This is a genomic window from Sporosarcina ureae DSM 2281 (genome assembly GCF_000425545.1).
Classification (GTDB): Bacteria; Bacillota; Bacilli; order Bacillales_A; family Planococcaceae; genus Sporosarcina; species Sporosarcina ureae.
This window is the reverse complement of the sequence record NZ_AUDQ01000004.1, coordinates 42,987-68,524: the sequence shown is the minus strand read 5'-3', so window position 1 is coordinate 68,524 and position 25,538 is coordinate 42,987. Positions and strand designations below refer to the sequence as shown.

The window sequence follows — 25,538 nt, the reverse complement described above, 5'->3', positions numbered from 1 at the left end:
GACATGGAAAAAGTGAAGAGTAAAAATAGGTTTTCTAAACTATCTGATGAAGAAATGGTGGAGTTGATCCATCTGGGGAATTCGGATGTATTGGATTTTTTAATTACCAAATTTCAGCCTATTGTCCGGATGAAAGCAAGAACATATTTCATTATTGGTGGAGATCGTGAAGATATCATGCAAGAAGGAATGATCGGACTCTATAAAGCGATACGTGATTTCCGTCCTGATAGATTAAGCTCTTTTAAAGTCTTTGCTGAGCTGTGTATTACGCGACAAATTATTACAGCTATTAAAACTGCCACGCGTCAAAAACATATTCCGCTTAATACGTCTATTTCGTTGGACAAGCCAATGTATGATGAAGATCAAGAGCGAACGTTGCTCGATATCATAGCGGGCTCTACATTAGATGACCCTGAAGATTTGATAATTCATAAAGAAAACTTCACATTCATGGAAAAAGAGATGAATAAAGTGCTGAGTGGATTGGAAAGAGAAGTATTAACATTGTACTTAGAAGGTCAATCCTATCGCGAAATTTCTGAAGTGCTGAATCGTCAAGTGAAATCAATAGATAATGCTTTACAACGGATCAAACGCAAACTGGAACACTCGATGGCGATGGATCTGGTACGTTAAACAAATCGAATGTAAATTGACATGTCGTTGGTTAAATGGTACTCTTTAGCAAGACTATTGTCTTGAATTAGGTGAATTAAATGACGAAAAAAATAACTTTAAGCTGTGAGATATGTGGTTCGCGAAACTATTCTTTACCCGCTAGTAACAACGGTCGCGAGGGAAGAATGAGTATAAAGAAGTTTTGCAGTCATTGCAATGCGCATACATTGCATAAGCAAACCATTTGACCAGTTACATAGAGTTTGAGTCAGAACGCTATGTCATTCGGAAGGGTTGGAGAAGAATGGGCAAGATTACGGATTTTTTGAAAAAAGTCGTTTCGGAAATGCGGAAAGTTAGCTGGCCGAAACGTAAAGAATTAACGAAGTATACCGTAGTCGTTATTTCGACGGTTATTTTCATGGCGGTTTACTTCTTCGTAGTGGATCTAGGTATCTCCGGAGTAATGAAATGGTACACTAATCTGTAATAAATAAAGTATGAATAGCGTGAGAATATCCCGTTTTGATGAATGAACGGGTTTTTTCAGCTTTAATTTAAGGGAGGGACGGACGCATAGTCCTCAATGTCATGGAAATGGATAAAAATTGGTACGTTGTGCACACGTACTCAGGGTATGAGAACAAAGTAAAGGCTAATCTTGAAAAACGTGTCGAGACAATGGGCATGTCAGACAAAATATTCCGTGTCGTCATTCCAGAAGAAGAAGAGACGGATATTAAAGATGGTAAAAAGAAAACAGTTATGCGTAAAACGTTTCCAGGCTATGTCTTGGTGGAATTAATCATGACGGATGACTCTTGGTACGTTGTGCGCAATACGCCGGGTGTTACTGGATTTATTGGTTCTTCGGGTGGTGGAGCGAAACCTACTCCATTATTGCCGGAAGAAGTAGAATTCATCCTAAAACAAATGGGTGTAAAAGAACAGCGCGTAGATATCGATTTCGGAGTAGGCGAAAGTGTGACGGTGCTTGAAGGGCCGTTTGCTCACTTTGAAGGTAAAGTGGAAGAGATTGAAATGGACAAAGGTAAAGTTGTCGTAAGCGTCGACATGTTCGGACGCGAAACGAAGATGGAGCTTTCGTTCGACCAAGTAGAAAAAATGGATTGATGGATAATGGGGATTTTCCACTTGCCAAATCTGTGTAATGGTGGTATCATTTCAAAGGTCAGACTTAGTCTGTACGGATTAACCAATTCTACCGACATTGTCGGCAGGCACATATTTGAGTGGGAGGGGCAACCCAATGACCACATCACGGACTTAAGGAGGTGTGTCTCGTGGCTAAAAAAGTTACTAAAGTAGTGAAATTGCAAATTCCAGCTGGTAAAGCAAATCCAGCACCACCGGTAGGGCCGGCATTAGGTCAAGCAGGTGTTAACATTATGGGATTCTGTAAAGAATTTAACGCTCGTACAGCAGATCAAGCTGGTCTAATTATTCCAGTTGAAATCTCAGTATTCGAGGACCGTTCATTTACATTCATCACAAAAACTCCGCCAGCAGCAGTATTGCTGAAGGTTGCAGCAAACGTTCAAAAGGGTTCAGGTGAGCCTAATAAAAACAAAGTTGCTACAGTTAAGCGTGATAAAGTTAGAGAAATCGCAGAACAAAAGATGCCAGACTTAAACGCGGCGTCAGTTGAAGCGGCGATGGCAATGGTCGAAGGTACTGCTCGCAGTATGGGATTCAAAATCGAAGACTGATTTTGTTTTTTCATAATAAAGCAATTGTTTGAAGGTGAAGGCTGCGGTCGATTGAGATTCGCAGCCTTCATTAAGTGGGAGGTTTAATCCGTTAAAACCACAAATGAGGAGGAAAATTCTGATGGCTAAAAGAGGTAAAAAATTCGTAGATGCAGCGAAGCTTGTAGATCGCACAGCTACATACACTGCGCAAGAAGCAATTGAACTTGCTAAAAAGACAACTACTACTAATTTTGATGCAACAGTTGAAGTGGCTTTCCGTCTTGGTATTGATACACGTAAAAACGATCAGCAAATCCGTGGAGCAGTAGTGCTTCCGAACGGTACTGGTAAAACTCAACGCGTATTAGTATTCGCTAAAGGTGATAAAGTTAAAGAAGCAGAAGCTGCAGGCGCAGACTACGTAGGCGACGCAGAACTAATTGCTAAAATTCAACAAGGTTGGTTCGATTTCGACGTAATCGTTGCTACACCTGACATGATGGGTGAGGTTGGTAAGATTGGTCGCGTTCTTGGACCAAAAGGTCTTATGCCGAACCCGAAAACAGGCACAGTAACATTCGACGTAACGAAAGCTGTTGAAGAAATCAAAGCAGGTAAAGTTGAATACCGTGCGGACAAAGCTGGAATTATCCACGCGCCAATCGGGAAAGTATCTTTTGACAACGAGAAGTTGGAAGAAAACTTCTTGACTATCTTTGATACGATTCAAAAAGCTAAACCAGCATCATCAAAAGGAACATTCATGAAATCAGTAAACGTTACGACAACTATGGGTCCTGCTGTTAAAGTAGATCCGTCAAGCGTTACTGTTAAAAAATAATTGACAAGCGCAAAGTGATCTGTTAAGATTACGCTTGTTATGATGATAACCATTTGTACCGAAGACAGCAGGTGTGGCTTGCCACTTAATGCTCCTGCCGAGGACAAGACGCTCTTTTTTAAAGATGACGACTTTTCTGCCCTCATGTCTTAGACATTGAGGGCTTTTTATATCGGTATAAGTGACCCTAATTACCAGGAGGTGTCAACATGAGCAAAATTTTAGAAGCTAAACAAGCAGTAGTTTCAGAAGTCGCTGAGAAGTTACAAGGAGCAGCATCTGTAGTAGTTGTCGATTACCGTGGTCTTACGGTTGCACAAGTTACAGAATTGCGTAAACAACTTCGTGAAGCAGGCATCGAGTTCAAAGTTTATAAAAACTCTATGGTGCGTCGTGCGGCGGTAGTTGCAGGACTAGAAGGCTTGAACGAAAACCTTACAGGTCCAAACGCTATAGCTTTCTCTACAGAAGAAGTAATAGAGCCAGCTAAAATCTTAAACGAGTTTGCTAAAAAGAATGAAAAGCTTGAAATTAAAGCGGGTGTGATCGAAGGAAACGTTGCATCAGCTGAAGAAATGAAAGCATTGGCTACTCTACCATCTCGCGATGGTCTACTATCTATGCTACTCAGCGTTCTTCAAGCGCCAGTACGAAACTTTGCACTTGCTACAAAAGCAGTTGCAGAACAAAAAGAAGAGCAAGGTGCTTAATTTCGCATTTTGACAGTGACCGGAACAAATTGGCCGGTTAAATACAACATTCCAGGAGGAACTTAAAATGACTAATGCACAAATTTTAGACGCAATTAAAGAAATGACAATTCTTGAACTAAACGACCTTGTTAAAGCAATCGAAGAAGAATTCGGCGTAACAGCAGCAGCACCAGTTGCAGCAGCTGGAGCAGTTGCAGAAGCAGCTGAAGAGCAAACTGAATTCGACGTAATCCTTGCATCAGCTGGAGATCAAAAGATCAAAGTTATCAAAGCTGTTCGTGAAATCACTGGCCTAGGCTTGAAAGAAGCTAAAGCTCTTGTAGACGAAGCTCCTAAAGCTGTTAAAGAAGCAGCATCTAAAGAAGAAGCAGAAGAAATGAAAGCTAAACTTGAAGAAGTTGGCGCATCTATAGAAATTAAGTAATTTCTATTTCCCTGAGAAAAGCCCGTCTATTTGACGGGCTTTTTTCTTCATATACAGATATTGTAACTCTACGCAGGAGGTGTATGTATGGGAGAGCATTATTATTCAAAAAGTCCTCAAGCTTCAAGTGCCCCCAAGCAATGGAGAGCTGAGATTCGTAATAAAGTATTCTCTTTCACAACAGATGCTGGTGTATTCAGTAAAGGCAGCATAGATGAAGGATCAAAATTACTCGCCGAAACGTTTAAAGAGCCAACCATCGGGGGAGACTTGTTGGAAATAGGTTGCGGCTATGGGCCAATCGCGTTGTCTATTGCATCGGATTTCCCAGAACGGCTTGTCCATATGGTGGACGTTAATGAGCGAGCGTTGGCTCTTTCTAGAACAAATGCCCAACAAAACAAGATCACTAATGTACAAATTTATGAAAGTAGTGGAGTCAATCAAGTTCAATCAAATGATTTTGCTGCGATTATAACGAATCCTCCTATTAGAGCAGGTAAGCGTACGGTGTTTTCGTTCTACGACGGCGCTTATGCGAAATTGGCTTCAGGAGGGGAATTATGGGTTGTCATTCAAAAGAAGCAAGGAGCTCCGTCTACGGTGGATCACTTGAAGAAGTTGTTTGGTAATGTGGATACGGTTGCCAAGAAAAAAGGCTACTTTATTTTGGTGGCTAAAAAAGATTGACAGGAACTACATCGTGTAGTAGCATTATTAAATGCATAAATATTTATATTGCAGCTGTATGCCCTTTTGTGTGATGTGTTAGAGAAAAAGGCATATTGATGTTTGGATAAAGATTGTGAAATCGAAAATGAGCTCTTGTCGGAACTCGTTTTCTTTTTGTTTTTTCGAAGTCACAGCGGAATTTCTGATTTTGCAAAAAACTAATATTGTCTTAATGAGGGGTGAATGAGTTGACAGGTCATTTAGTTCAGTATGGTCAACATCGTCAGCGTAGAAGTTTCGCGCGAATCAAAGAAGTACTCGATCTGCCGAATTTGATTGAAATTCAAACGGCGTCTTACGAGTGGTTCTTAGAAGAAGGGTTACGTGAAATGTTCCGGGATATTTCGCCTATCCAGGATTTCACAGGTAACTTATCTTTGGAATTTATCGATTACAAACTGGGTGAACCAAAATATCCAGTAGACGAATCAAAAGAGCGCGATGTGACATATGCCGCACCACTTCGTGTAAAAGTACGTCTTCATAATCAAGAAACCGGCGATGTGAAGGAACAGGACGTTTTCATGGGAGACTTCCCGCTTATGACTGAAAACGGAACGTTCATTATTAACGGAGCGGAGCGTGTTATCGTTTCACAGCTCGTTCGTTCGCCAAGTGTTTACTATAATGATAAGACGGACAAAAACGGTAAGCGTGGATTTGGCGCTACTGTTATTCCGAACCGTGGAGCGTGGCTGGAGTATGAAACAGATGCAAAAGACGTAGTACATGTCCGTATCGACCGTACTCGTAAGTTGCCAATCACTGTTTTATTACGTGCATTAGGCTTCTCTACTGATCAAGAAATTATCGATTTAATCGGTGACAATGAATATTTACGGAATTCATTAGAAAAAGATAATACCGAGACTTCAGAAAAAGCGATGCTTGAAATCTATGAGCGACTTCGTCCAGGTGAGCCACCAACACTAGACAGCGCAAGAAGTCTTTTGTATTCACGATTCTTCGATCCGAAGCGCTATGATCTAGCGAATGTCGGTCGTTATAAAATGAATAAAAAGCTTCACTTGCAAAATCGACTGTTCAATCAAACAGCTGCTGAAACACTTGTCGACCCTGAAACAGGCGAGATTTTAGTGGAAAAAGATCAGCTAATCGACCGACGTACATTGGATAAATTACTACCGTTTTTATCTCAAGGTATCAATACTGAGTCGATCGAACATGTAGGGTCTATATTGGAAGAACCAATGGTGATCCAGACGCTAAAGATTTACGCACCGAAAAGTGAAGAGAAACAAGTGATTAATGTTATTTCCAACGCTGAAGTAGACGAGTCTATTAAGCATATTACCCCTTCAGATATCGTTGCATCTATCAGCTATTTCTTTAACCTCTTACATGGTGTAGGAAACACGGATGATATTGACCATCTTGGTAATCGTCGTTTGCGTTCTGTTGGTGAATTACTTCAAAACCAATTCCGTATCGGTCTTTCTCGTATGGAACGTGTGGTTAAAGAGAGAATGTCCATCAATGACACGCAATCTATAGTACCTCAACAATTGATCAATATCCGTCCTGTTATTGCATCAATTAAAGAGTTTTTCGGAAGTTCACAGCTTTCTCAGTTCATGGACCAAACAAATCCACTGGCTGAATTGACGCATAAGCGTCGTCTATCTGCACTGGGACCTGGTGGTTTGACTCGTGAACGAGCAGGAATGGAAGTTCGTGACGTTCACTACTCTCACTATGGTCGTATGTGTCCAATCGAAACGCCAGAGGGGCCGAACATTGGACTGATTAACTCGTTGTCTACATTTGCAAAAGTGAATAAATTTGGTTTCATTGAGACGCCATATCGTAAAGTAGATCCTGAAACGGGTCGCGTTACCTCGCAAATTGATTATCTAACAGCAGATATTGAAGATAACTATGTAGTGGCACAAGCAAACGCACTGCTTGAAGAAGACGGATCATTTACTAATGAAGGCGTGGTAGGACGTTTCCAAGGGGATAACACTGTATTCCGCCGCGAACAAATGGACTATATGGACGTCTCACCTAAGCAAGTTGTGTCAGCAGCTACTGCATGTATTCCATTCTTAGAAAATGATGACTCTAACCGTGCGTTGATGGGTGCGAACATGCAACGTCAAGCAGTTCCTTTATTAAATCCAGAAGCACCACTTGTTGGTACAGGTATGGAACATATTTCTGCACGTGATTCAGGAGCGGCTGTTGTTTCTAAATACCACGGTATCGTAGAACACGTAGAAGCGAAGGAAATTCGTATTCGCCGTATTGAAGAAGTGGGCGGAAAAGAAGTCAAAGGTGACCTTGTCGTTTGTCGTTTGTCCAAATTCATTCGTTCGAACCAGGGAACTTGCTATAACCAACGTCCGATTGTCAAAGTTGGCGATCGTGTAAAACCGCTTGATATTCTTGCGGACGGACCGTCGATGGAACAGGGAGAACTTGCGCTTGGCCGTAACGTTCTAACTGCATTCATGACATGGGATGGCTATAACTATGAAGATGCGATTATCATGAGTGAGCGTCTGGTAAAAGATGATGTATTCACATCTGTTCATATTGAAGAATATGAGTCGGAAGCACGTGATACCAAGCTTGGGCCAGAAGAAATCACGCGTGATATTCCAAACGTCGGAGAAGATGCATTGCGCAACTTGGACGACAGAGGAATTATCCGTATCGGTGCAGAAGTTCGCGATGGCGATATCTTGGTCGGTAAAGTAACGCCTAAGGGAGTTACAGAATTGACTGCTGAAGAACGTCTTCTACACGCAATCTTTGGGGAAAAAGCACGCGAAGTTCGCGATACATCATTACGTGTACCTCACGGGGCAGGCGGAATCGTTCTGGATGTTAAAGTCTTTAACCGTGAAGATGGCGATGAGTTATCACCAGGAGTTAACCAGTTGGTACGGGTATATATCGTACAGAAGCGTAAAATCTCTGTTGGAGATAAGATGGCAGGACGCCACGGTAACAAGGGTGTTATTTCCCGGATCTTACCTGAGTCAGAAATGCCGTTCCTTCCAGACGGTACACCAATCGACGTCATGTTGAATCCACTTGGTGTTCCATCACGTATGAATATCGGACAGGTCCTTGAAATGCACCTTGGCATGGCTGCACGTAGTCTGGGTATTCACACTGCTTCTCCTGTATTTGACGGTGCGAACGAGGAAGATGTTTGGGCTACAATGGAAGAAGCTGGTATGAACCGTGACGGTAAAACTATGCTATACGATGGCCGTTCAGGTGAACCATTTGATAACCGCGTATCAGTCGGAGTTATGTACTTAATCAAACTTGCCCACATGGTAGATGATAAATTGCACGCGCGTTCTACTGGACCATACTCACTCGTTACACAGCAGCCACTTGGCGGTAAAGCCCAGTTCGGTGGACAGCGTTTCGGGGAAATGGAAGTATGGGCACTAGAAGCTTATGGTGCCGCTTATACATTGCAAGAAATCTTAACAGTCAAATCTGATGACGTCGTAGGTCGTGTGAAAACATATGAAGCGATTGTCAAAGGAGATAGCGTACCTCAACCAGGGGTGCCGGAATCATTCAAAGTACTAATCAAAGAACTTCAGAGTTTAGGATTAGACGTGAAAATGTTGACGGAAGACTTTGAGGAAATTGAGCTTCGTGATCTAGATGATGAAGAAGACTTGCAACCAACTGACGCATTGAACTTGATGAAAGAAGATCAACCGATCGCCTAAACTAAAAGCGAAAAGCGCTGATCTGAAATACAAAAAAACAAACAAAAAATGAATAGAAGAGGGCTTCGAGCACCCTCTTCTATTCTATTCAGTAAGACGAACGTCTTACGTGAATGCACTACTACAAGTTAAGTTGACTGATAAGCCGTTATGGCGATTAGACTAAAGGGAGGTTGGCTCCTTGATAGATGTTAATAATTTTGAGTATATGAAAATTGGCCTTGCTTCACCTGACAAGATTCGTTCTTGGTCGTATGGAGAAGTGAAAAAACCTGAAACTATTAATTACCGTACACTAAAACCGGAGAAAGACGGATTGTTCTGCGAGAGAATATTCGGTCCAACGAAAGACTGGGAATGTCACTGTGGTAAATATAAGCGAGTTCGTTATAAGGGCGTCGTGTGTGATCGTTGTGGAGTAGAAGTAACGCGTCAAAAAGTACGTCGTGAACGAATGGGTCACATCGAGCTTGCAGCACCTGTCACGCATATTTGGTACTTCAAAGGAATTCCTAGCCGTATGGGCTTGATCCTGGACATGACACCACGTGCGTTGGAAGAGATTATCTACTTCGCGTCTTACGTAGTTGTCGAACCGGCAGATACGCCACTTGAGCGCAAGCAATTGCTTTCTGAAAAAGAATACCGCCTATACCGTGAAAAGTACGGCTCTAAATTCCAAGCTGCAATGGGAGCGGAAGCAATCGAGCAACTACTTCGTGCAATCGACTTGGATAAAGAAACAGATTCATTGAAAGAAGAGTTGAAAACAGTACAAGGTCAGCGTCGTACACGCGCAATCCGACGTCTGGAAGTTGTGGAATCGTTCCGTAACTCCGGAAACCGTCCGGAATGGATGGTATTGGAAGTGCTTCCTGTCATTCCTCCTGAATTGCGTCCAATGGTACAGCTAGATGGTGGACGTTTTGCAACATCTGATTTGAATGATCTTTATCGTAGGGTTATTAACCGGAACAACCGCCTAAAACGACTATTGGATCTAGGGGCGCCTGGCATCATCGTTCAGAACGAGAAGCGTATGCTTCAAGAGGCAGTAGATGCACTTGTAGACAATGGCCGTCGCGGAAGACCTGTAACGGGTCCGGGTAACCGTCCATTGAAATCCCTTTCTCATATGCTAAAAGGTAAGCAAGGGCGTTTCCGTCAGAACTTACTTGGTAAACGTGTAGACTATTCTGGTCGTTCGGTTATCGTAGTAGGCCCTAACTTAAAAATGTACCAATGTGGTCTGCCTAAGGAAATGGCGATCGAGCTATTTAAGCCGTTTGTTATGAAAGAATTAGTAGAACGCAACTTGGCACATAACATTAAGAGTGCGAAACGTAAGATCGAACGTCTTCATTCTGAAGTATGGGATGTACTAGAAGACGTCATCAAAGAACACCCAGTACTTCTTAACCGGGCACCGACACTTCACCGTCTGGGAATCCAGGCGTTCGAACCGATACTGGTTGAAGGACGCGCTATTACGTTGCACCCGCTCGTATGTACAGCTTATAACGCTGACTTCGATGGTGACCAAATGGCTGTTCACGTACCGCTATCTGCTGAAGCACAAGCTGAAGCGCGTCTATTGATGCTGGCTGCTCAAAATATTTTGAACCCGAAAGACGGGAAACCAGTTGTTACTCCTTCACAGGATATGGTACTTGGAAACTATTACTTAACAGTCGAGCGTAAAAACGCAGCTGGAGAAGGTTCTGTGTTCAGTGATCCGAATGAAGCGTTAATCGCCTATCAAACAGGACACGTTCACTTGCATTCCCGCATCGCGGTTCAGGCTGGCAGTATTAACAATCCAACGTTTACGGATAAGCAAAATAGTCAGCTGTTGTTAACGACGGTAGGTAAAATCATTTTCAACGAGATTTTACCGGAAACGTTCCCGTACATTAACGAACCGACGAATGAAAATTTACAAGTGGAAACGCCTGGGAAGTATTTCATAGACGGTACAGTTAATGTTAAGGAACACTTGCAAGAAGCGGAATTAATCACTCCATTCAAAAAAGCAATCCTTGGGGAAATTATCGCGGAAATCTTCCGTCGCTTCCACATTACAGAAACTTCTAGAATGTTGGATAGAATGAAAAACCTAGGATTTAAATATTCTACTCGCGCTGGAATCACGATCGGTATTTCCGATATTGTGGTCTTGCCGAATAAAGAAGAAATTCTTCATGAAGCGCAAGGAAAAGTTGATAAAGTCACGCAACAGTTCCGACGCGGTTTGATTACCGAAGAAGAGCGATATGATCGTGTCATCTCTTATTGGAGCCATGCGAAAGACGTCATCCAGAATAAGCTAATGGATTCATTGGATATTGAAAACCCAATCTTCATGATGAGTGACTCTGGAGCGCGTGGTAACGCATCAAACTTTACACAACTTGCTGGTATGCGTGGACTAATGGCCAACCCGGCTGGACGGATTATCGAGCTTCCAATTAAGTCTTCTTTCCGTGAAGGACTGACGGTACTCGAGTACTTTATCTCGACACACGGTGCGCGTAAAGGTCTTGCCGATACAGCACTGAAGACAGCTGACTCAGGTTACTTGACTCGTCGTCTCGTAGACGTAGCGCAAGACGTTATTGTTCGTGAAGAAGATTGCGGAACAGACCGCGGTCTAGCCATCACTGCATTAACCGAAGGAAATGAAATGATCGAAACATTGTTTGAGCGGATTGAAGGTCGTCATACGAAGAAGACGATTAAGCATCCGGAAACAGGTGAAGTCATTCTGGCGAAAAACGGTTTAATTACTGCGGACATAGCGAACTTAGTAATTCAAGCCGGTATCGAAGAAGTGACGATTCGCTCTGCGTTTACATGTAATACGAAACACGGCGTATGTAAAAAATGTTACGGCATCAACTTAGCTACTGGAGAAACGGTAGAAGTGGGAGAAGCAGTGGGAATCATTGCAGCACAATCTATCGGAGAACCAGGAACACAGTTAACGATGCGTACATTCCACACAGGTGGAGTAGCCGGAGATGATATTACACAAGGTCTTCCACGTATTCAGGAGATTTTCGAATCGCGGAACCCGAAAGGTGTAGCGGTTATTTCTGAAATTGCAGGTACTGTTATTGAAATTGATGAAATCCGTGAAGGCATGAAAGAGATTACTATTGAAGGTGAAGTCGAAACACGTAAATATCCTACGTTGTACAATGCGCGTTTAAGCGTAGAAGTAGGCGATATGGTTGAGCGTGGACAAACGATTACAGAAGGTTCTATTGACCCTAAACAATTAATCGTAATAAAAGACGTTTCCACTGTACAAGAGTATCTGTTGAAAGAAGTTCAAAAAGTTTATCGAATGCAAGGTGTAGAAATTGGTGATAAGCACGTTGAAGTAATGGTACGCCAAATGCTTCGTAAAGTCCGGGTGATTGAAGCGGGAGATACTGATCTTCTTCCAGGTTCATTACTGGATATCCACCAATTCTCTGAAGCGAACGCAAAAGTGTTGTTAGCAGGTAAAGTCCCGGCTACTTCACGTCCGGTAATTCTCGGAATTACGAAAGCTTCACTTGAAACTGAATCATTCTTGTCGGCCGCATCGTTCCAAGAAACAACTAGAGTTCTTACTGATGCAGCGATTAAAGGTAAAACAGATGAGTTGCTAGGACTGAAAGAAAACGTCATTATTGGTAAATTGGTCCCTGCAGGTACTGGAATGCAGAGATACCGCCAAATTACAATGCAACGTGATGAAGTAGAAGAGACTATTACAGCAGAATAAAAATAAACGGGACATCGTTCCCGTTTATTTCTTAAATTTGTTGACAAGTCACTGTAGAGATGATAATATACAAAAGGTTGATAGTTGTTGACCGTTAACTTTTCAGAAAGAAAAAATGTTCTTTTGAATAAGTGCAAGGCGATAAGCAATCATCATTATAAAATTACAGTAAGCAGAGATCTCTGGAGTTACTGTCACCCGTTTTTGTGTGTGCACGCACAAGAACTTTGTTTTTACTTAAAAATGAACCACCTGGGTGTGTGGTATTATAAAAAACTCGGAAGGAGGAACAACCTGATGCCTACAATTAATCAATTAGTCCGTAAACCTCGTAAATCGAAGTCGGAAAACTCTAAGTCACCGGCTCTAGGAAAAAGCTATAACAGCTTTAAAAAGTCTATGACAAACGTGAACTCACCACAAAAAAGAGGTGTTTGTACACGTGTTGGTACTATGACTCCTAAGAAGCCGAACTCGGCACTACGTAAGTATGCTCGTGTTCGTTTAACTAATACATTGGAAGTAAACGCATATATTCCAGGTGAAGGCCACAACTTGCAAGAACACAGTGTGGTACTAATCCGCGGAGGACGCGTAAAAGACTTACCGGGTGTTCGTTACCATATCGTACGTGGAGCACTTGATACAGCTGGAGTTACTGGCCGTATGCAAAGCCGTTCGATGTATGGAGCTAAAAAGCCTAAAGTTAAGAAGTAATACAAAACTAACAATATTGAAAGGAGGAACTAATTATGCCTCGTAAAGGTCCTGTAACAAAACGTGATGTACTACCTGATCCGATTTATAATTCCAAGCTTGTAAGCCGCCTTATCAACAAAATGATGGTAGACGGTAAGAAAGGTACTTCTCAAAAGATTCTTTATGGAGCGTTCGAAATTGTTAAAGAACGTTCTGGACAAGAGCCAATTGAAGTATTCGAAGCAGCTTTAAATAATGTAATGCCAGTTCTTGAAGTGCGCGCTCGCCGTGTAGGTGGAGCTAACTATCAAGTACCGGTTGAAGTACGCCCTGAACGTCGTTCTACTCTAGGCCTTCGTTACCTTGTAAACTATTCACGTACACGTGGAGAGAAAACAATGGAGGAACGTCTAGCGAACGAAATTCTTGATGCATCAAACAACACAGGTGCTTCTGTTAAACGCCGTGAAGAAATGCATAAAATGGCTGAAGCCAACAGAGCATTCGCTCACTATCGCTGGTAAGGTCGGATAAACAATAGCAGTAATCCGAAACGGAAGGAGATTACAAAATGGCTAGAGAGTTCTCACTAGAGAATACTCGTAACATTGGTATCATGGCTCACATTGACGCTGGTAAGACAACGACAACAGAGCGGATCCTTTTTTACACAGGTAAAATCCACAAGATTGGTGAAACGCACGAAGGTGCATCACAAATGGACTGGATGGAGCAAGAGCAAGAACGCGGAATTACGATTACTTCTGCTGCTACAACAGCAGCATGGAAAGGTCACCGCGTAAACATCATTGATACACCTGGACACGTAGACTTCACAGTTGAAGTTGAACGTTCACTTCGTGTATTGGATGGTGCTGTAGCGGTACTTGATGCACAATCAGGGGTTGAACCGCAAACAGAGACAGTTTGGCGCCAGGCGACAAACTACAAAGTACCACGTCTCGTATTCGTAAACAAAATGGATAAGACAGGTGCTGATTTCCTTTATTCAGTAGGAACACTACGTGAACGCCTACAAGCGAATGCACACCCTATTCAATTGCCGATCGGTGCGGAAGATAACTTCTCAGGAATTATCGACTTAATCGAAATGAAGGCAACTATGTATCCAAACGATCTAGGGACAGATATTACAGTGGAAGAAATTCCTGCTGAACATCTTGAACTAGCTAATAAATACCGTGAGAGCCTAATTGAAGCTATTGTAGATTTCGATGAAGATCTTATGGAAAAATATCTTGGCGGCGAAGAGCTTACAACAGAAGAAATTACAACAGCTATTCGTAAAGCTACGTTGGCAGTAGAATTCTACCCTGTTGTTTGTGGTACTGCTTTCAAAAACAAAGGTGTACAACTAGTACTAGATGCGGTAGTAGACTACTTACCATCACCACTTGATGTACCACCTATGATGGGCTTTAACCCTGAAACTGAACAAGATGAAGTGCGTGAGTCAACTGATGAAGCACCATTCTCCGCTTTAGCATTTAAAGTTATGACGGATCCTTACGTAGGGAAGCTTACATTCTTCCGTATCTACTCAGGAATTCTTCAAGCGGGTTCTTATGTAACAAACTCTACAAAAGGCAAGCGTGAGCGCGTAGGACGTATCCTACAAATGCACGCAAACAGCCGTGAAGAGATTTCTGAAGTTCACGCGGGTGAAATCGCTGCTGCTGTTGGTTTGAAAGATACAACTACTGGAGACACATTATGTGACGAGAAACAATTGATCATTCTTGAATCAATGGAATTCCCTGAGCCGGTTATCTCTGTAGCAATCGAACCGAAAACAAAAGCAGACCAAGATAAAATGGGTCAAGCTCTTGGTAAGTTACAAGAAGAAGATCCAACATTCCGTGCACACACAGATCAAGAAACAGGAGAAGTAATCATCGCAGGTATGGGTGAGCTTCACTTGGATATTATCGTCGACCGTCTACGTCGTGAATTTAAAGTGGAAGCAAACGTGGGTGCACCACAAGTTTCTTACCGCGAAACATTCCGTCAGTCAGCTGAAGTCGAAGGTAAATTCGTTCGTCAATCAGGTGGACGTGGACAGTTTGGTCACGTATGGATCGAATTTGGTCCAAACGAAGAAGGTAAAGGTTTCGAATTCGTGAATAACGTTGTTGGTGGATCTGTTCCTCGTGAATACATCCCAGCAGTTGAAGCAGGAGTTCGTGATTCATTAGATAACGGTATTTTAGCTGGATATCCTTTAATTGATGTCAAAGCACGCCTGTTTGACGGATCTTACCATGACGTTGACTCCAACGAGATGGCATTTAAGATCGCTGCGTCAATGGCTTTGAAAAATGCTGCATCGAAATGTAATCCTGTAATTCTTGAACCGACAATGAGAGTAGAAGTTATCATTCCGGAAGAGTACATGGGCGATATCATGGGTGACATTACATCACGCCGTGGCCGTGTAGAAGGTATGGAAGCTCGTGGTAACGCACAAGTAGTGCGTGCGATGGTTCCACTTGCTGAAATGTTCGGTTATGCAACATCTCTACGTTCAAACACGCAAGGACGAGGAGTATTCTCAATGGTGTTTGATCACTATGAAGAACTTCCAAAATCTATTGCTGAAGAAGTAATCAAGAAAAACAAAGGTGAATAATCAAGTTCATCCTTGTTTCCTATAAGTAATACTTGTAAGATATGGATAGTCGAGGGGACGCTTTCGGCTTCCATACTAAAAAAACTAAACTTGTTCAAATTAAGGGAGGACCTCTAAAATGGCTAAAGAAAAATTCGACCGCTCCAAGGAGCACGCAAACGTAGGAACAATTGGTCACGTTGACCATGGTAAAACAACTTTGACTGCTGCAATCGCAACAGTTCTTTCTAAAGCACAAGGTGGAGAAGCAAAGTCATACGCTGACGTTGATAACGCACCTGAAGAAAAAGAGCGTGGAATTACAATCAGTACTTCACACGTAGAGTACGAAACTGACAAGCGTCACTACGCACACGTTGACTGCCCAGGTCACGCTGACTATGTTAAAAACATGATCACTGGTGCTGCACAAATGGACGGCGGAATCTTAGTAGTATCTGCTGCTGATGGCCCGATGCCACAAACTCGTGAGCACATCCTTCTTTCACGTCAAGTAGGTGTTCCTTACCTAGTTGTCTTCATGAACAAATGTGACATGGTAGATGACGAAGAACTACTTGAATTAGTAGAGATGGAAATTCGCGAACTTCTTTCTGAGTATGACTTCCCTGGTGATGATATTCCAGTAATCAAAGGTTCAGCTCTTAAAGCTCTTGAAGGCGAGCCTGAGTGGGAAGAAAAAATCATCGAACTTATGCAAGCTGTAGATGACTATATCCCAACTCCAACACGCGATACTGAAAAGCCATTCATGATGCCGGTTGAGGACGTATTCTCAATCACAGGCCGTGGTACAGTAGCAACAGGACGTGTTGAGCGTGGAGTAGTTAAAGTCGGAGATGTTGTTGACATCATCGGTCTTGCTGAAGAACCAAAATCTACAACTGTAACAGGTGTAGAGATGTTCCGTAAGCTTCTTGACTATGCAGAAGCTGGCGATAACATCGGAGCTCTTCTTCGTGGTGTAGCTCGTGAAGATATCGAGCGTGGACAAGTTCTTGCTAAGCCAGGTACAATCACTCCACACACTCAGTTCAAATCTGAAGTTTATGTTCTATCAAAAGAAGAAGGTGGACGTCACACTCCATTCTTCTCAAACTACCGTCCTCAGTTCTACTTCCGTACAACTGACGTAACAGGTATCATTCAACTTCCTGAAGGCGTAGAAATGGTTATGCCTGGAGATAACGTTGAAATGACAGTTGAACTTATTTCTCCTATCGCGATTGAAGAAGGTACTAAATTCTCAATCCGTGAAGGTGGACGTACAGTTGGAGCTGGCGTTGTAGCAACAATCACAAAATAATTTTTTGGATCCCGCCCTTGAGGCGGGATTTTTTGTTTTTCGCGAGACTAAAGTTAACGACATATATCGAAAAGTGTTTAAAACCGTTTTATAGGAAACTGTGAACAAGATTCTATAAGTGGACTTCAAATCACGTGCAAATCGCGAGGGAAGGTGGTAGGATAGTAAACGGATTAAAAGTTAAACTAATTTCTTCAAAAGGGTTGCACAATCCTCTTATATTATGTATAATGTTGAATGTTGGTCTTTGACTGCGATGAAGCGAGAGGTTACCGATACACCCGGCCGCTTTGCCATGGCGCGTGTAAGGAAAATTTTCGTGGAGAATTGTCTAGAAAATAGGCGAAAGGGAGGGAAAGTAATGGCAAAACAAAAGATTCGTATTAGATTAAAAGCTTACGATCACAGAATGATCGATCAGTCAGCTGAAAAGATTGTTGAAACGGCTAAACGTTCTGGAGCTAGTGTTTCAGGTCCAATTCCGTTGCCAACTGAAAGATCAGTTTACACGGTATTGCGTTCTGTTCACGTATATAAAGATTCACGTGAGCAATTTGAAATGCGTACACACAAACGTTTAATTGATATCGTGAATCCAACGCCACAAACGGTGGATGCACTTATGAAGCTTGATTTACCGTCAGGCGTCGACATCGAAATTAAACTATAAAACATAAAATTAAACAATATTACAGGAGGTGTGACTAATGACCAAAGGAATCTTAGGAAGAAAAGTCGGAATGACGCAAGTATTTGCTGAAAACGGCGATCTAATCCCAGTAACAGTGATTGAAGCTGCTCCAAACGTTGTTCTTCAAAAGAAGACAATAGAAACAGACGGCTACGAGTCAATCCAACTAGGATTTGATGATAAACGTGAAAAGCTTTCAAACAAGCCGGAACAAGGCCACGTAGCAAAAGCTAACACTGCACCTAAGCGCTTCATTCGCGAAGTTCGCGGAGCTGACGTTAGTGCATACGAAGTTGGTCAGGAAGTCAAAGTCGATACATTCGCAGAAGGCGAAGTAGTAGACATTACAGGAGTTTCAAAAGGTAAAGGATTCCAAGGTGTTATTAAGCGCCACGGTTACTCACGTGGACCAATGACTCACGGATCACGTTTCCATCGCGCGCCAGGTTCACTTGGAGCAGTCGATGCACAACGCGTATTCAAAGGGAAAAAACTACCTGGACGTACTGGTGGCAAAACAGTAACGATCCAAAACGTTGAAATCGTTCGAGTTGACGCTGAGCGCAACTTGTTATTAGTAAAAGGTAACGTTCCTGGAGCTCGTAAATCACTTGTACAAGTGAAAAGTGCTATCAAAGGAAACTGAGTAAAACAGAAAGGAGGAAACAGGAATGCCTAAAGTATCTGTAGTAAGTCAAACAGGTTCTGCTGTCGGCGACATCGAACTAAACGATGCGATTTTTGGAATCGAGCCGAATGAAGCAGTATTATTCGAAGCAATTGTTCAACAACAAGCCTCTTTACGCCAAGGTAACCACAAGGTTAAAACTCGCGCGGAAGTAGCAGGCGGCGGTCGTAAACCGTGGCGTCAAAAGGGTACAGGTCGTGCTCGTCAAGGTTCAATCAGATCACCACAATGGCGTGGAGGCGGTATCGTATTCGGTCCATCACCGCGTAGTTACAGCTATAAAATGCCTAAGAAAGTTCGCCGTTTAGCACTTCTATCCGCTCTTTCTACGAAAGTAGCAGCTGAAGAACTAATCGTTCTAGAAAACTTAGCATTTGATGCACCAAAAACAAAAGGCTTTGTTAAAGTGCTTGAAGACCTTTCAATCACTAAGAAAGCATTATTTGTTACAGCTGATCTAGAAGAATCGGTAGCATTGTCTGCCCGTAATATTCCAGGAATCAGCGTCATTTCAGCGAATGGTATTAATGTTCTTGACCTAGTCGGACATGACCAGCTAGTTATGACAAAAGCAGCAATAGAAAAAGTCGAGGAGGTGCTTGGTTAATGGAAGCACGTGATATTCTGAAACGTCCGGTCATTACCGAGCGTTCTTCTGAACAAATGGAAGACTTAAGAAAATATACATTCGAAGTTGATACACGCGCGAACAAAACGCATGTGAAACAAGCTATTGAAGAAATCTTCGGTGTTAAAGTTGAAAAAGTTAACGTTATGAACTACAAAGGTAAGTTCAAGCGTATGGGGAAACATGCTGGTTATACAAACAAACGCCGTAAGGCAATTGTTACATTAACTACTGATTCCAAAGATATCGAACTTTTTGAAATGTAATTAACTCATACTAAATGAAGGAGGGAACACAAAATGGCGATTAAGAAGTACAAAGCTACCTCCAACGGACGTCGTAACATGACTTCTTCTGATTTTGCTGAGATTACAGCTAGCAAACCAGAAAAATCATTGCTTGCACCAGTCAAGCGTAAAGGCGGACGTAACAACCAAGGTAGAATGACAGTTCGTCACCAAGGTGGAGGACATAAGCGCCAATACCGTGTCATCGATTTCCAACGTCGGAAAGATGGCATTCCAGGACGCGTTGCTACGATCGAATATGATCCAAACCGTTCAGCAAACATCGCATTAATCAACTATGCAGATGGTGAAAAGAAATACATCCTTGCTCCTAAAGGATTGACAGTAGGTTCCACAATCATCTCAGGACCTGAAGCGGATATCCGTGTAGGAAATGCTCTACCACTAGAGAACATCCCTATGGGTTCTACGATTCACAATATTGAAATGAAGCCAGGCAAAGGCGGACAATTAGTTCGTTCAGCAGGAACTTCAGCTCAGTTACTAGGACGCGAAGGCAAATACGTCATCATTCGTCTACAATCAGGAGAAGTTCGTATGATTCTTGCTACTTGCCGTGCTACAATCGGTCAAGTTGGTAACGAGCAACACGAATTGATCAACATTGGTAAAGCAGGTCGTTCACGTTGGTTAGGCAAACGTCCAACTGTCCGTGGATCTGTAATGAACCCTAACGATCACCCACACGGTGGTGGTGAAGGACGTACACCAATCGGTCGTCCAAGTCCTGTTACTCCTTGGGGTAAACCAACTCTTGGATTCAAGACACGCACGAAGAACAATAAATCAGATAAACTTATCGTTCGTCGTCGTAAAAAATAATGTTATTGCACTGCGGTTCAGTAGATGGACCGTAGTACATACTCGGAAGGAGGTTCCAGAATGGGCCGCAGCTTGAAAAAAGGACCTTTTGCAGATGACCATTTACTAAAAAAGGTTGACGCACAAAAAAACTCAGAAAAGAAACAGGTTATTAAAACATGGTCACGCCGTTCAACAATCTTCCCGACTTTCATCGGATTAACGATTGCAGTATATGATGGGCGTAAACACGTTCCTGTCTATGTAACAGAAGATATGGTAGGTCACAAACTAGGTGAATTCGTACCTACACGCACATACAGAGGCCATGGTGCCGACGATAAGAAAACAAAACGCTAATTTGAGAGGAGGTTATCCTGATGCAACAAGCTAAAGCATCTGTACGCACAGTCCGTATTGCTTCTCGCAAAGTTCGTTTGGTCGTTGATCTTATTCGCGGCAAGAATATAGGTGAAGCTATGGCTATTCTACGACTTACGCCTAAAGCGGCATCTCCAGTCGTGGAAAAATTATTGAAATCAGCAATTGCAAACGCTGAACATAACTACGAAATGGATACTGAGAACTTAATCGTCAGTGAAGTATTCGTAGATGAAGGACCAACAATGAAACGTTTCCGTCCACGCGCACAAGGTCGTGCAAGTGCGATTAACAAACGTACAAGCCACATCACATTAGTGGTATCTGAAAAGAAGGAGGGGTAATTAGTGGGCCAAAAAGTACATCCTAATGGACTCCGTGTAGGCGTCATCCGTGACTGGGACTCAAAATGGTACGCGGAAAAAGACTATGCGTCCTTACTACATGAAGACTTAAAAATCCGTGAATACATTGAAAAGCGTCTTATCGAAGCTTCAGTTTCAAAAGTTGAAATTGAGCGTGCTGCTAAGCGTGTTAACATTACAATCCACACTGCAAAGCCAGGTATGGTTATCGGTAAAGGTGGTTCCGAAGTAGAAACACTTCGTAAGCAACTTAACGAAATCACAGGCAAGCGTGTACACATCAACATCGTAGAAATCAAACGCGCTGATTTGGATGCGAGATTAGTCGCAGAATCAATCGCTCGTCAATTAGAAAGTCGTGTATCATTCCGTCGTGCACAGAAACAAGCGATTCAACGTACTATTCGTTCTGGCGCAAAAGGAATTAAAACACAAGTGTCTGGTCGTCTTGGCGGTGCTGATATCGCTCGTGCAGAACACTACAGTGAAGGAACTGTCCCTCTTCATACATTACGTGCAGATATAGATTATGCACATGCTGAAGCTGATACTACTTATGGTAAGCTTGGCGTAAAGGTATGGATTTATCGTGGTGAAGTCCTTCCAGTAAAAGTTAAGAAGAACTCTGGGGAAGGAGGCAAATAATATGTTAATGCCTAAACGTGTAAAACATCGTCGTGTATTCCGTGGGAAAATGCGTGGTGAAACAAAAGGTGGCGCTACAGTTCAATTTGGTGAGTATGGTCTTCAAGCTCTAGAAGCAAGTTGGATCACAAACCGTCAGATTGAATCTGCTCGTATTGCTATGACTCGTTACATGAAACGTGGCGGTAAAGTATGGATCAATATTTTCCCGCACAAACCATATACTAAAAAGCCTCTAGAAGTCCGGATGGGTTCCGGTAAAGGTGCTGTAGAAGGCTGGGTTGCAGTTGTGAAACCTGGTAGAGTAATGTTCGAAATTGCAGGTGTTTCAGAAGAGGTTGCTCGTGAGGCACTTAGACTTGCATCGCACAAACTTCCTGTAACAAGCAAGTTTGTAAAACGACAAGAAATTGGTGGTGAGTCTAATGAAAGCTAATGAAATTCGTGACTTAACAACTGCAGAGATCGAGCAAAAAGTGAAATCACTTAAAGAAGAGCTTTTCAACCTTCGCTTCCAGTTAGCGACAGGTCAATTAGAAAACACTGCACGCATCCGTGAAGTACGCAAATCGATTGCGCGCATGAAAACTGTAATACGACAAAGAGAAATCAGTGCAAATAACTGATGAAGGAGGTTGCAGCCATGACTGAGCGTAACCAGCGCAAAGTATACACAGGCCGTGTGGTTTCCGATAAAATGGATAAAACCGTAACGGTAATGGTAGAAACATACAAAAAACATTCTTTATACGGTAAGCGTGTAAAGTACTCTAAGAAACTTAAAGTTCATGATGAGCTAAACGAAGCGAAAATCGGCGATGTTGTTCGTATTATGGAAACTCGTCCATTATCGGCAACTAAGCGTTTCCGTCTTCTAGAAGTCGTTGAAAAAGCGATCATCATCTAATAGGTTTTTAACCCAGATTTCGGAAGGAGGTAACCTCGATGATTCAACAGGAAAGTAGAATGAAAGTTGCTGACAACTCTGGTGCACGCGAAGTACTAACAATTAAAGTACTAGGCGGATCAGGTCGTAAAGTAGCTAACATCGGTGACGTAGTTGTTGTTACGGTTAAGAAGGCAACACCAGGTGGCGTTGTTAAGAAGGGTGACGTCGTTAAAGCCGTCATTGTTCGTACGAAAAGTGGTGTTCGTCGTAAAGACGGTTCATACATTACATTCGATGAGAATGCTTGCGTTATTATTCGTGATGATAAAGGGCCACGTGGAACACGTATTTTCGGACCAGTTGCTCGCGAACTACGCGACAGTAACTTCATGAAAATTATTTCACTTGCTCCAGAAGTTCTTTAATTCTAATGACAGAGCCAGTCAAGGAGGTGCGATAAATGCACGTTAAAAAAGGCGACAAAGTAATGGTGATCTCTGGGAAAGATAAAGGCAAAACAGGTGTGATCCTAACTGCTTATCCGAAAAAAGACCGTGTGCTTGTTGAAGGTATTAATATCGTCAAAAAACACACAAAGCCGAACCAAGAAAATCCACAGGGCGGAATTGTAAGCCAAGAGTCTACAATTCATGTCTCAAACGTGATGGTAATCGATCCTAAAACAGGCGAGCCGACTCGTGTAGGTTATAAAATGGAAGACGGTAAAAAAGTACGTATTGCAAAAAAATCCGGTGAATCACTGGATAAGTAAGTATTGCATGAAGGGAGGTCCGACTGATGAGTCGTTTGAAAGAGAAGTTTTCTAAAGAAATCACACCTGCTCTAATGAGCAAGTTTGAATATACATCTGTTATGCAGGTTCCTAAAGTAGACAAAATCGTTATCAACATGGGTGTTGGTGATGCTGTCCAAAATACAAAAGCACTTGATGCAGCTGTAGAGGATCTTGCAACTATTTCAGGTCAAAAACCAGTCATTACTAAAGCGAAAAAATCTATCGCAGGATTCCGTTTACGTGAAGGTATGCCGATCGGAGCAAAAGTAACGCTTCGCGGTGAGCGCATGTATGAGTTTCTCGATAAATTAGTTTCAATCTCATTACCACGTGTACGTGACTTCCGTGGCGTTTCTAAAAAAGCGTTTGACGGTCGCGGTAACTATACTCTTGGTGTGAAAGAGCAACTTATTTTCCCTGAAATTGACTTCGATAAAGTATCAAAAGTACGAGGGATGGATATCGTCATCGTGACGACAGCTAACACTGATGAAGAAGCACGTGAGTTGCTTGCACAGTGTGGCATGCCATTCCAAAAGTAAAATAATAGGGAGGCGAAAACGTGGCTAAGAAATCTATGATCGCTAAACAGAAACGTACGCCAAAGTACAAAGTACAAGAATATACACGCTGCGAACGTTGTGGTCGTCCACATTCAGTATATCGCAAATTTAAACTTTGCCGTATTTGTTTCCGCGAACTTGCATACAAGGGACAACTTCCTGGCGTTAAAAAAGCCAGCTGGTAAACCCCTAATTAGGGAAGGAGGTTAATTCAAATGACAATGAGTGATCCGATTGCAGATATGCTTACACGCATCCGTAATGCGAACATGGTTCGCCACGAGAAGCTTGAGGTACCTGCTTCAAACGTAAAGAAAGAAATCGCCGAGATCTTAAAACGAGAAGGTTTCGTTCGTGATGTGGAATACGTGGAAGATAACAAACAAGGCATCATCCGCATTTTCCTAAAATACGGTCAGGATAACGAACGCGTTATCAATGGCTTAAAACGTATTTCTAAACCAGGACTTCGTGTATATGCTAAATCAAACGAAGTACCTAAAGTACTTAACGGCTTAGGTGTTGCACTAGTTTCTACATCAAACGGTGTATTAACAGACAAAGAAGCCCGCGCTAAACAAGTCGGCGGAGAAGTCGTCGCTTACGTTTGGTAATTAGCTACAATTGAATGGAGGTGCAATAGAATGTCCCGTATTGGTAATCGTCAGATCGAAGTTCCTGAAAGTGTTACTGTAACAATTTCAGATGCAAACTTCGCTACTGTTAAAGGTCCGAAAGGTGAACTTTCGAGACAATTAGATAAAGAAATTACGATCACTCAAGAAGGCAATGTAATTACATTTACTCGTCCTTCTGAATCAAAAGCTCACCGTTCAATTCACGGTACTACACGCTCTGTTCTTAACAACATGGTAGTGGGAGTATCTACAGGATTTGAACGCACACTTGAATTGGTTGGGGTTGGATATCGTGCTTCTATGCAAGGGAAGAAACTTGTATTGAACGTAGGTTACTCACACCCAGTAGAGTTCACACCAGAAGAAGGTGTAGAAGTTGAAGTTCCAGCGAACACGAAAATAATCGTTCGCGGATACAACAAAGAACACGTAGGTGCTCTTGCTTCTAACATCCGTCAAGTACGTCCGCCAGAGCCGTATAAAGGCAAAGGTATTCGTTATGAAGGCGAAATCGTTCGTCGTAAAGAAGGTAAAACAGGTAAATAATACCGCTTGAGGTATTTGGAAGGAGTGACTCCGATGATCACGAAACAAGATAAAAACGCTGTCCGTAAAAAGCGTCACGCACGTGTGCGTACGAAAATCAGCGGAACTGCAGAGCGTCCACGTCTAAACGTTTACCGTTCAAACAAACACATCTATGCACAATTGATTGATGATTTGAATGGCGTAACAATCGTTAGCGCTTCTACAAGAGATAACGATGTTGAGGCTGGATCTACAGGTAACACTGAATCTGCAGCTAAAGTCGGCGAGCTTATTGCAAAGAAAGCTGTTGAAAAAGACGTTAAAGCGGTTGTATTCGACCGCGGCGGATATCTTTTCCACGGCCGTGTAAAAGCATTAGCTGACGCTGCACGCGAAAATGGTCTGGAATTTTAATT

The 25,538-nt window shown here is 42.5% G+C and carries 33 protein-coding genes and 1 other annotated feature; all 33 genes read left to right on the top strand.

Annotation, left to right across the window (positions count from 1 at the left end):
- The first annotated feature begins 3 nt into the window (after window positions 1-3).
- The 33 genes from sigH to rplR all read left to right on the top strand — a co-directional run bounded on the left by sigH (window position 4) and on the right by rplR (window position 25,536).
- A complete protein-coding gene (gene sigH, locus H605_RS0105465) occupies window positions 4-642 on the top strand; it encodes an RNA polymerase sporulation sigma factor SigH (RefSeq protein WP_037561629.1) in 639 nt (212 codons plus the stop codon).
- Between the two features lie 80 nt (window positions 643-722).
- A complete protein-coding gene (gene rpmG / locus H605_RS18585; protein WP_081657859.1) occupies window positions 723-872 on the top strand; it encodes a 50S ribosomal protein L33 in 150 nt (49 codons plus the stop codon).
- Window positions 873-928: 56 nt separating this feature from the next.
- Window positions 929-1,114: a preprotein translocase subunit SecE gene (gene secE, locus H605_RS0105460; RefSeq protein WP_029053291.1), complete on the top strand. Its 186-nt coding sequence runs from the start codon at window positions 929-931 to the stop codon at window positions 1,112-1,114.
- A gap of 107 nt (window positions 1,115-1,221) precedes the next feature.
- Window positions 1,222-1,758 carry a transcription termination/antitermination protein NusG gene (gene nusG, locus H605_RS0105455; RefSeq protein ID WP_029053290.1) on the top strand — a complete coding sequence of 179 codons (537 nt, stop codon included), beginning with the start codon at window positions 1,222-1,224 and terminating at the stop codon, window positions 1,756-1,758.
- Between the two features lie 170 nt (window positions 1,759-1,928).
- Entirely contained in the window at window positions 1,929-2,354 is a 426-nt protein-coding gene (gene rplK, locus H605_RS0105450; RefSeq protein WP_029053289.1) for a 50S ribosomal protein L11, read from the top strand.
- Window positions 2,355-2,475: 121 nt separating this feature from the next.
- Window positions 2,476-3,177 (top strand): 50S ribosomal protein L1, encoded by a 702-nt coding sequence (gene rplA, locus H605_RS0105445; RefSeq protein ID WP_029053288.1) that lies wholly within the window; start codon window positions 2,476-2,478, stop codon window positions 3,175-3,177.
- 40 nt (window positions 3,178-3,217) lie between these two features.
- Window positions 3,218-3,356, top strand: a sequence feature (ribosomal protein L10 leader region).
- A gap of 30 nt (window positions 3,357-3,386) precedes the next feature.
- Window positions 3,387-3,887 carry a 50S ribosomal protein L10 gene (rplJ, locus tag H605_RS0105440; protein ID WP_029053287.1) on the top strand — a complete coding sequence of 167 codons (501 nt, stop codon included), beginning with the start codon at window positions 3,387-3,389 and terminating at the stop codon, window positions 3,885-3,887.
- A gap of 67 nt (window positions 3,888-3,954) precedes the next feature.
- Window positions 3,955-4,314, top strand: coding sequence for a 50S ribosomal protein L7/L12 (gene rplL / locus H605_RS0105435; RefSeq protein WP_029053286.1), 360 nt, complete (start codon window positions 3,955-3,957; stop codon window positions 4,312-4,314).
- Window positions 4,315-4,401: 87 nt separating this feature from the next.
- On the top strand, window positions 4,402-5,004 hold the full coding sequence (locus tag H605_RS0105430) for a class I SAM-dependent methyltransferase (protein WP_029053285.1): 603 nt from the start codon (window positions 4,402-4,404) through the stop codon (window positions 5,002-5,004).
- Window positions 5,005-5,225: 221 nt separating this feature from the next.
- Window positions 5,226-8,771 carry a DNA-directed RNA polymerase subunit beta gene (rpoB, locus tag H605_RS0105425; RefSeq protein ID WP_198040307.1) on the top strand — a complete coding sequence of 1,182 codons (3,546 nt, stop codon included), beginning with the start codon at window positions 5,226-5,228 and terminating at the stop codon, window positions 8,769-8,771.
- 181 nt (window positions 8,772-8,952) lie between these two features.
- Complete coding sequence (gene rpoC / locus H605_RS0105420; protein ID WP_029053283.1) at window positions 8,953-12,546, top strand: DNA-directed RNA polymerase subunit beta'; 3,594 nt, start codon at window positions 8,953-8,955, stop codon at window positions 12,544-12,546.
- A 297-nt stretch (window positions 12,547-12,843) separates the two neighbouring features.
- A complete protein-coding gene (rpsL, locus tag H605_RS0105415) occupies window positions 12,844-13,263 on the top strand; it encodes a 30S ribosomal protein S12 (RefSeq protein WP_029053282.1) in 420 nt (139 codons plus the stop codon).
- A gap of 35 nt (window positions 13,264-13,298) precedes the next feature.
- Window positions 13,299-13,769, top strand: coding sequence for a 30S ribosomal protein S7 (rpsG, locus tag H605_RS0105410; protein ID WP_029053281.1), 471 nt, complete (start codon window positions 13,299-13,301; stop codon window positions 13,767-13,769).
- A gap of 47 nt (window positions 13,770-13,816) precedes the next feature.
- Window positions 13,817-15,895 carry an elongation factor G gene (fusA, locus tag H605_RS0105405; RefSeq protein ID WP_029053280.1) on the top strand — a complete coding sequence of 693 codons (2,079 nt, stop codon included), beginning with the start codon at window positions 13,817-13,819 and terminating at the stop codon, window positions 15,893-15,895.
- A gap of 118 nt (window positions 15,896-16,013) precedes the next feature.
- Window positions 16,014-17,201 (top strand): elongation factor Tu, encoded by a 1,188-nt coding sequence (tuf, locus tag H605_RS0105400; protein ID WP_029053279.1) that lies wholly within the window; start codon window positions 16,014-16,016, stop codon window positions 17,199-17,201.
- A 361-nt stretch (window positions 17,202-17,562) separates the two neighbouring features.
- On the top strand, window positions 17,563-17,871 hold the full coding sequence (gene rpsJ / locus H605_RS0105395; protein WP_029053278.1) for a 30S ribosomal protein S10: 309 nt from the start codon (window positions 17,563-17,565) through the stop codon (window positions 17,869-17,871).
- 37 nt (window positions 17,872-17,908) lie between these two features.
- On the top strand, window positions 17,909-18,538 hold the full coding sequence (gene rplC / locus H605_RS0105390; RefSeq protein WP_029053277.1) for a 50S ribosomal protein L3: 630 nt from the start codon (window positions 17,909-17,911) through the stop codon (window positions 18,536-18,538).
- 25 nt (window positions 18,539-18,563) lie between these two features.
- Entirely contained in the window at window positions 18,564-19,187 is a 624-nt protein-coding gene (rplD, locus tag H605_RS0105385; protein ID WP_029053276.1) for a 50S ribosomal protein L4, read from the top strand.
- Complete coding sequence (gene rplW, locus H605_RS0105380; RefSeq protein ID WP_029053275.1) at window positions 19,187-19,474, top strand: 50S ribosomal protein L23; 288 nt, start codon at window positions 19,187-19,189, stop codon at window positions 19,472-19,474. Before rplD ends, rplW begins: the two co-directional genes overlap by 1 nt.
- A gap of 33 nt (window positions 19,475-19,507) precedes the next feature.
- Window positions 19,508-20,338 carry a 50S ribosomal protein L2 gene (rplB, locus tag H605_RS0105375; RefSeq protein WP_029053274.1) on the top strand — a complete coding sequence of 277 codons (831 nt, stop codon included), beginning with the start codon at window positions 19,508-19,510 and terminating at the stop codon, window positions 20,336-20,338.
- Window positions 20,339-20,398: 60 nt separating this feature from the next.
- Complete coding sequence (gene rpsS / locus H605_RS0105370; protein ID WP_029053273.1) at window positions 20,399-20,677, top strand: 30S ribosomal protein S19; 279 nt, start codon at window positions 20,399-20,401, stop codon at window positions 20,675-20,677.
- Window positions 20,678-20,697: 20 nt separating this feature from the next.
- On the top strand, window positions 20,698-21,042 hold the full coding sequence (gene rplV / locus H605_RS0105365) for a 50S ribosomal protein L22 (RefSeq protein ID WP_037561627.1): 345 nt from the start codon (window positions 20,698-20,700) through the stop codon (window positions 21,040-21,042).
- Between the two features lie 3 nt (window positions 21,043-21,045).
- A complete protein-coding gene (gene rpsC, locus H605_RS0105360; RefSeq protein WP_029053271.1) occupies window positions 21,046-21,708 on the top strand; it encodes a 30S ribosomal protein S3 in 663 nt (220 codons plus the stop codon).
- A gap of 1 nt (window position 21,709) precedes the next feature.
- Window positions 21,710-22,144, top strand: a complete 435-nt coding sequence (gene rplP / locus H605_RS0105355) for a 50S ribosomal protein L16 (RefSeq protein ID WP_029053270.1) — start codon at window positions 21,710-21,712, stop codon at window positions 22,142-22,144.
- Complete coding sequence (rpmC, locus tag H605_RS0105350) at window positions 22,134-22,334, top strand: 50S ribosomal protein L29 (protein WP_025783856.1); 201 nt, start codon at window positions 22,134-22,136, stop codon at window positions 22,332-22,334. The genes rplP and rpmC overlap by 11 nt, the downstream gene beginning before the upstream one ends.
- Window positions 22,335-22,351: 17 nt before the next feature.
- On the top strand, window positions 22,352-22,615 hold the full coding sequence (gene rpsQ, locus H605_RS0105345; protein ID WP_029053269.1) for a 30S ribosomal protein S17: 264 nt from the start codon (window positions 22,352-22,354) through the stop codon (window positions 22,613-22,615).
- Window positions 22,616-22,653: 38 nt separating this feature from the next.
- Complete coding sequence (gene rplN / locus H605_RS0105340; protein WP_029053268.1) at window positions 22,654-23,022, top strand: 50S ribosomal protein L14; 369 nt, start codon at window positions 22,654-22,656, stop codon at window positions 23,020-23,022.
- A 35-nt stretch (window positions 23,023-23,057) separates the two neighbouring features.
- Window positions 23,058-23,369 (top strand): 50S ribosomal protein L24, encoded by a 312-nt coding sequence (rplX, locus tag H605_RS0105335; protein WP_029053267.1) that lies wholly within the window; start codon window positions 23,058-23,060, stop codon window positions 23,367-23,369.
- 26 nt (window positions 23,370-23,395) lie between these two features.
- The gene (gene rplE, locus H605_RS0105330; protein ID WP_029053266.1) at window positions 23,396-23,935 is read left to right on the top strand and encodes a 50S ribosomal protein L5; all 540 of its coding nucleotides are present in this window, start codon (window positions 23,396-23,398) and stop codon (window positions 23,933-23,935) included.
- 20 nt (window positions 23,936-23,955) lie between these two features.
- The gene (locus H605_RS0105325; RefSeq protein WP_008298870.1) at window positions 23,956-24,141 is read left to right on the top strand and encodes a type Z 30S ribosomal protein S14; all 186 of its coding nucleotides are present in this window, start codon (window positions 23,956-23,958) and stop codon (window positions 24,139-24,141) included.
- A gap of 30 nt (window positions 24,142-24,171) precedes the next feature.
- Window positions 24,172-24,570 (top strand): 30S ribosomal protein S8, encoded by a 399-nt coding sequence (gene rpsH, locus H605_RS0105320; RefSeq protein ID WP_029053265.1) that lies wholly within the window; start codon window positions 24,172-24,174, stop codon window positions 24,568-24,570.
- A gap of 30 nt (window positions 24,571-24,600) precedes the next feature.
- Window positions 24,601-25,140 carry a 50S ribosomal protein L6 gene (rplF, locus tag H605_RS0105315; RefSeq protein WP_029053264.1) on the top strand — a complete coding sequence of 180 codons (540 nt, stop codon included), beginning with the start codon at window positions 24,601-24,603 and terminating at the stop codon, window positions 25,138-25,140.
- A 33-nt stretch (window positions 25,141-25,173) separates the two neighbouring features.
- Window positions 25,174-25,536: a 50S ribosomal protein L18 gene (rplR, locus tag H605_RS0105310; RefSeq protein ID WP_029053263.1), complete on the top strand. Its 363-nt coding sequence runs from the start codon at window positions 25,174-25,176 to the stop codon at window positions 25,534-25,536.
- Window positions 25,537-25,538: the final 2 nt, after the last annotated feature.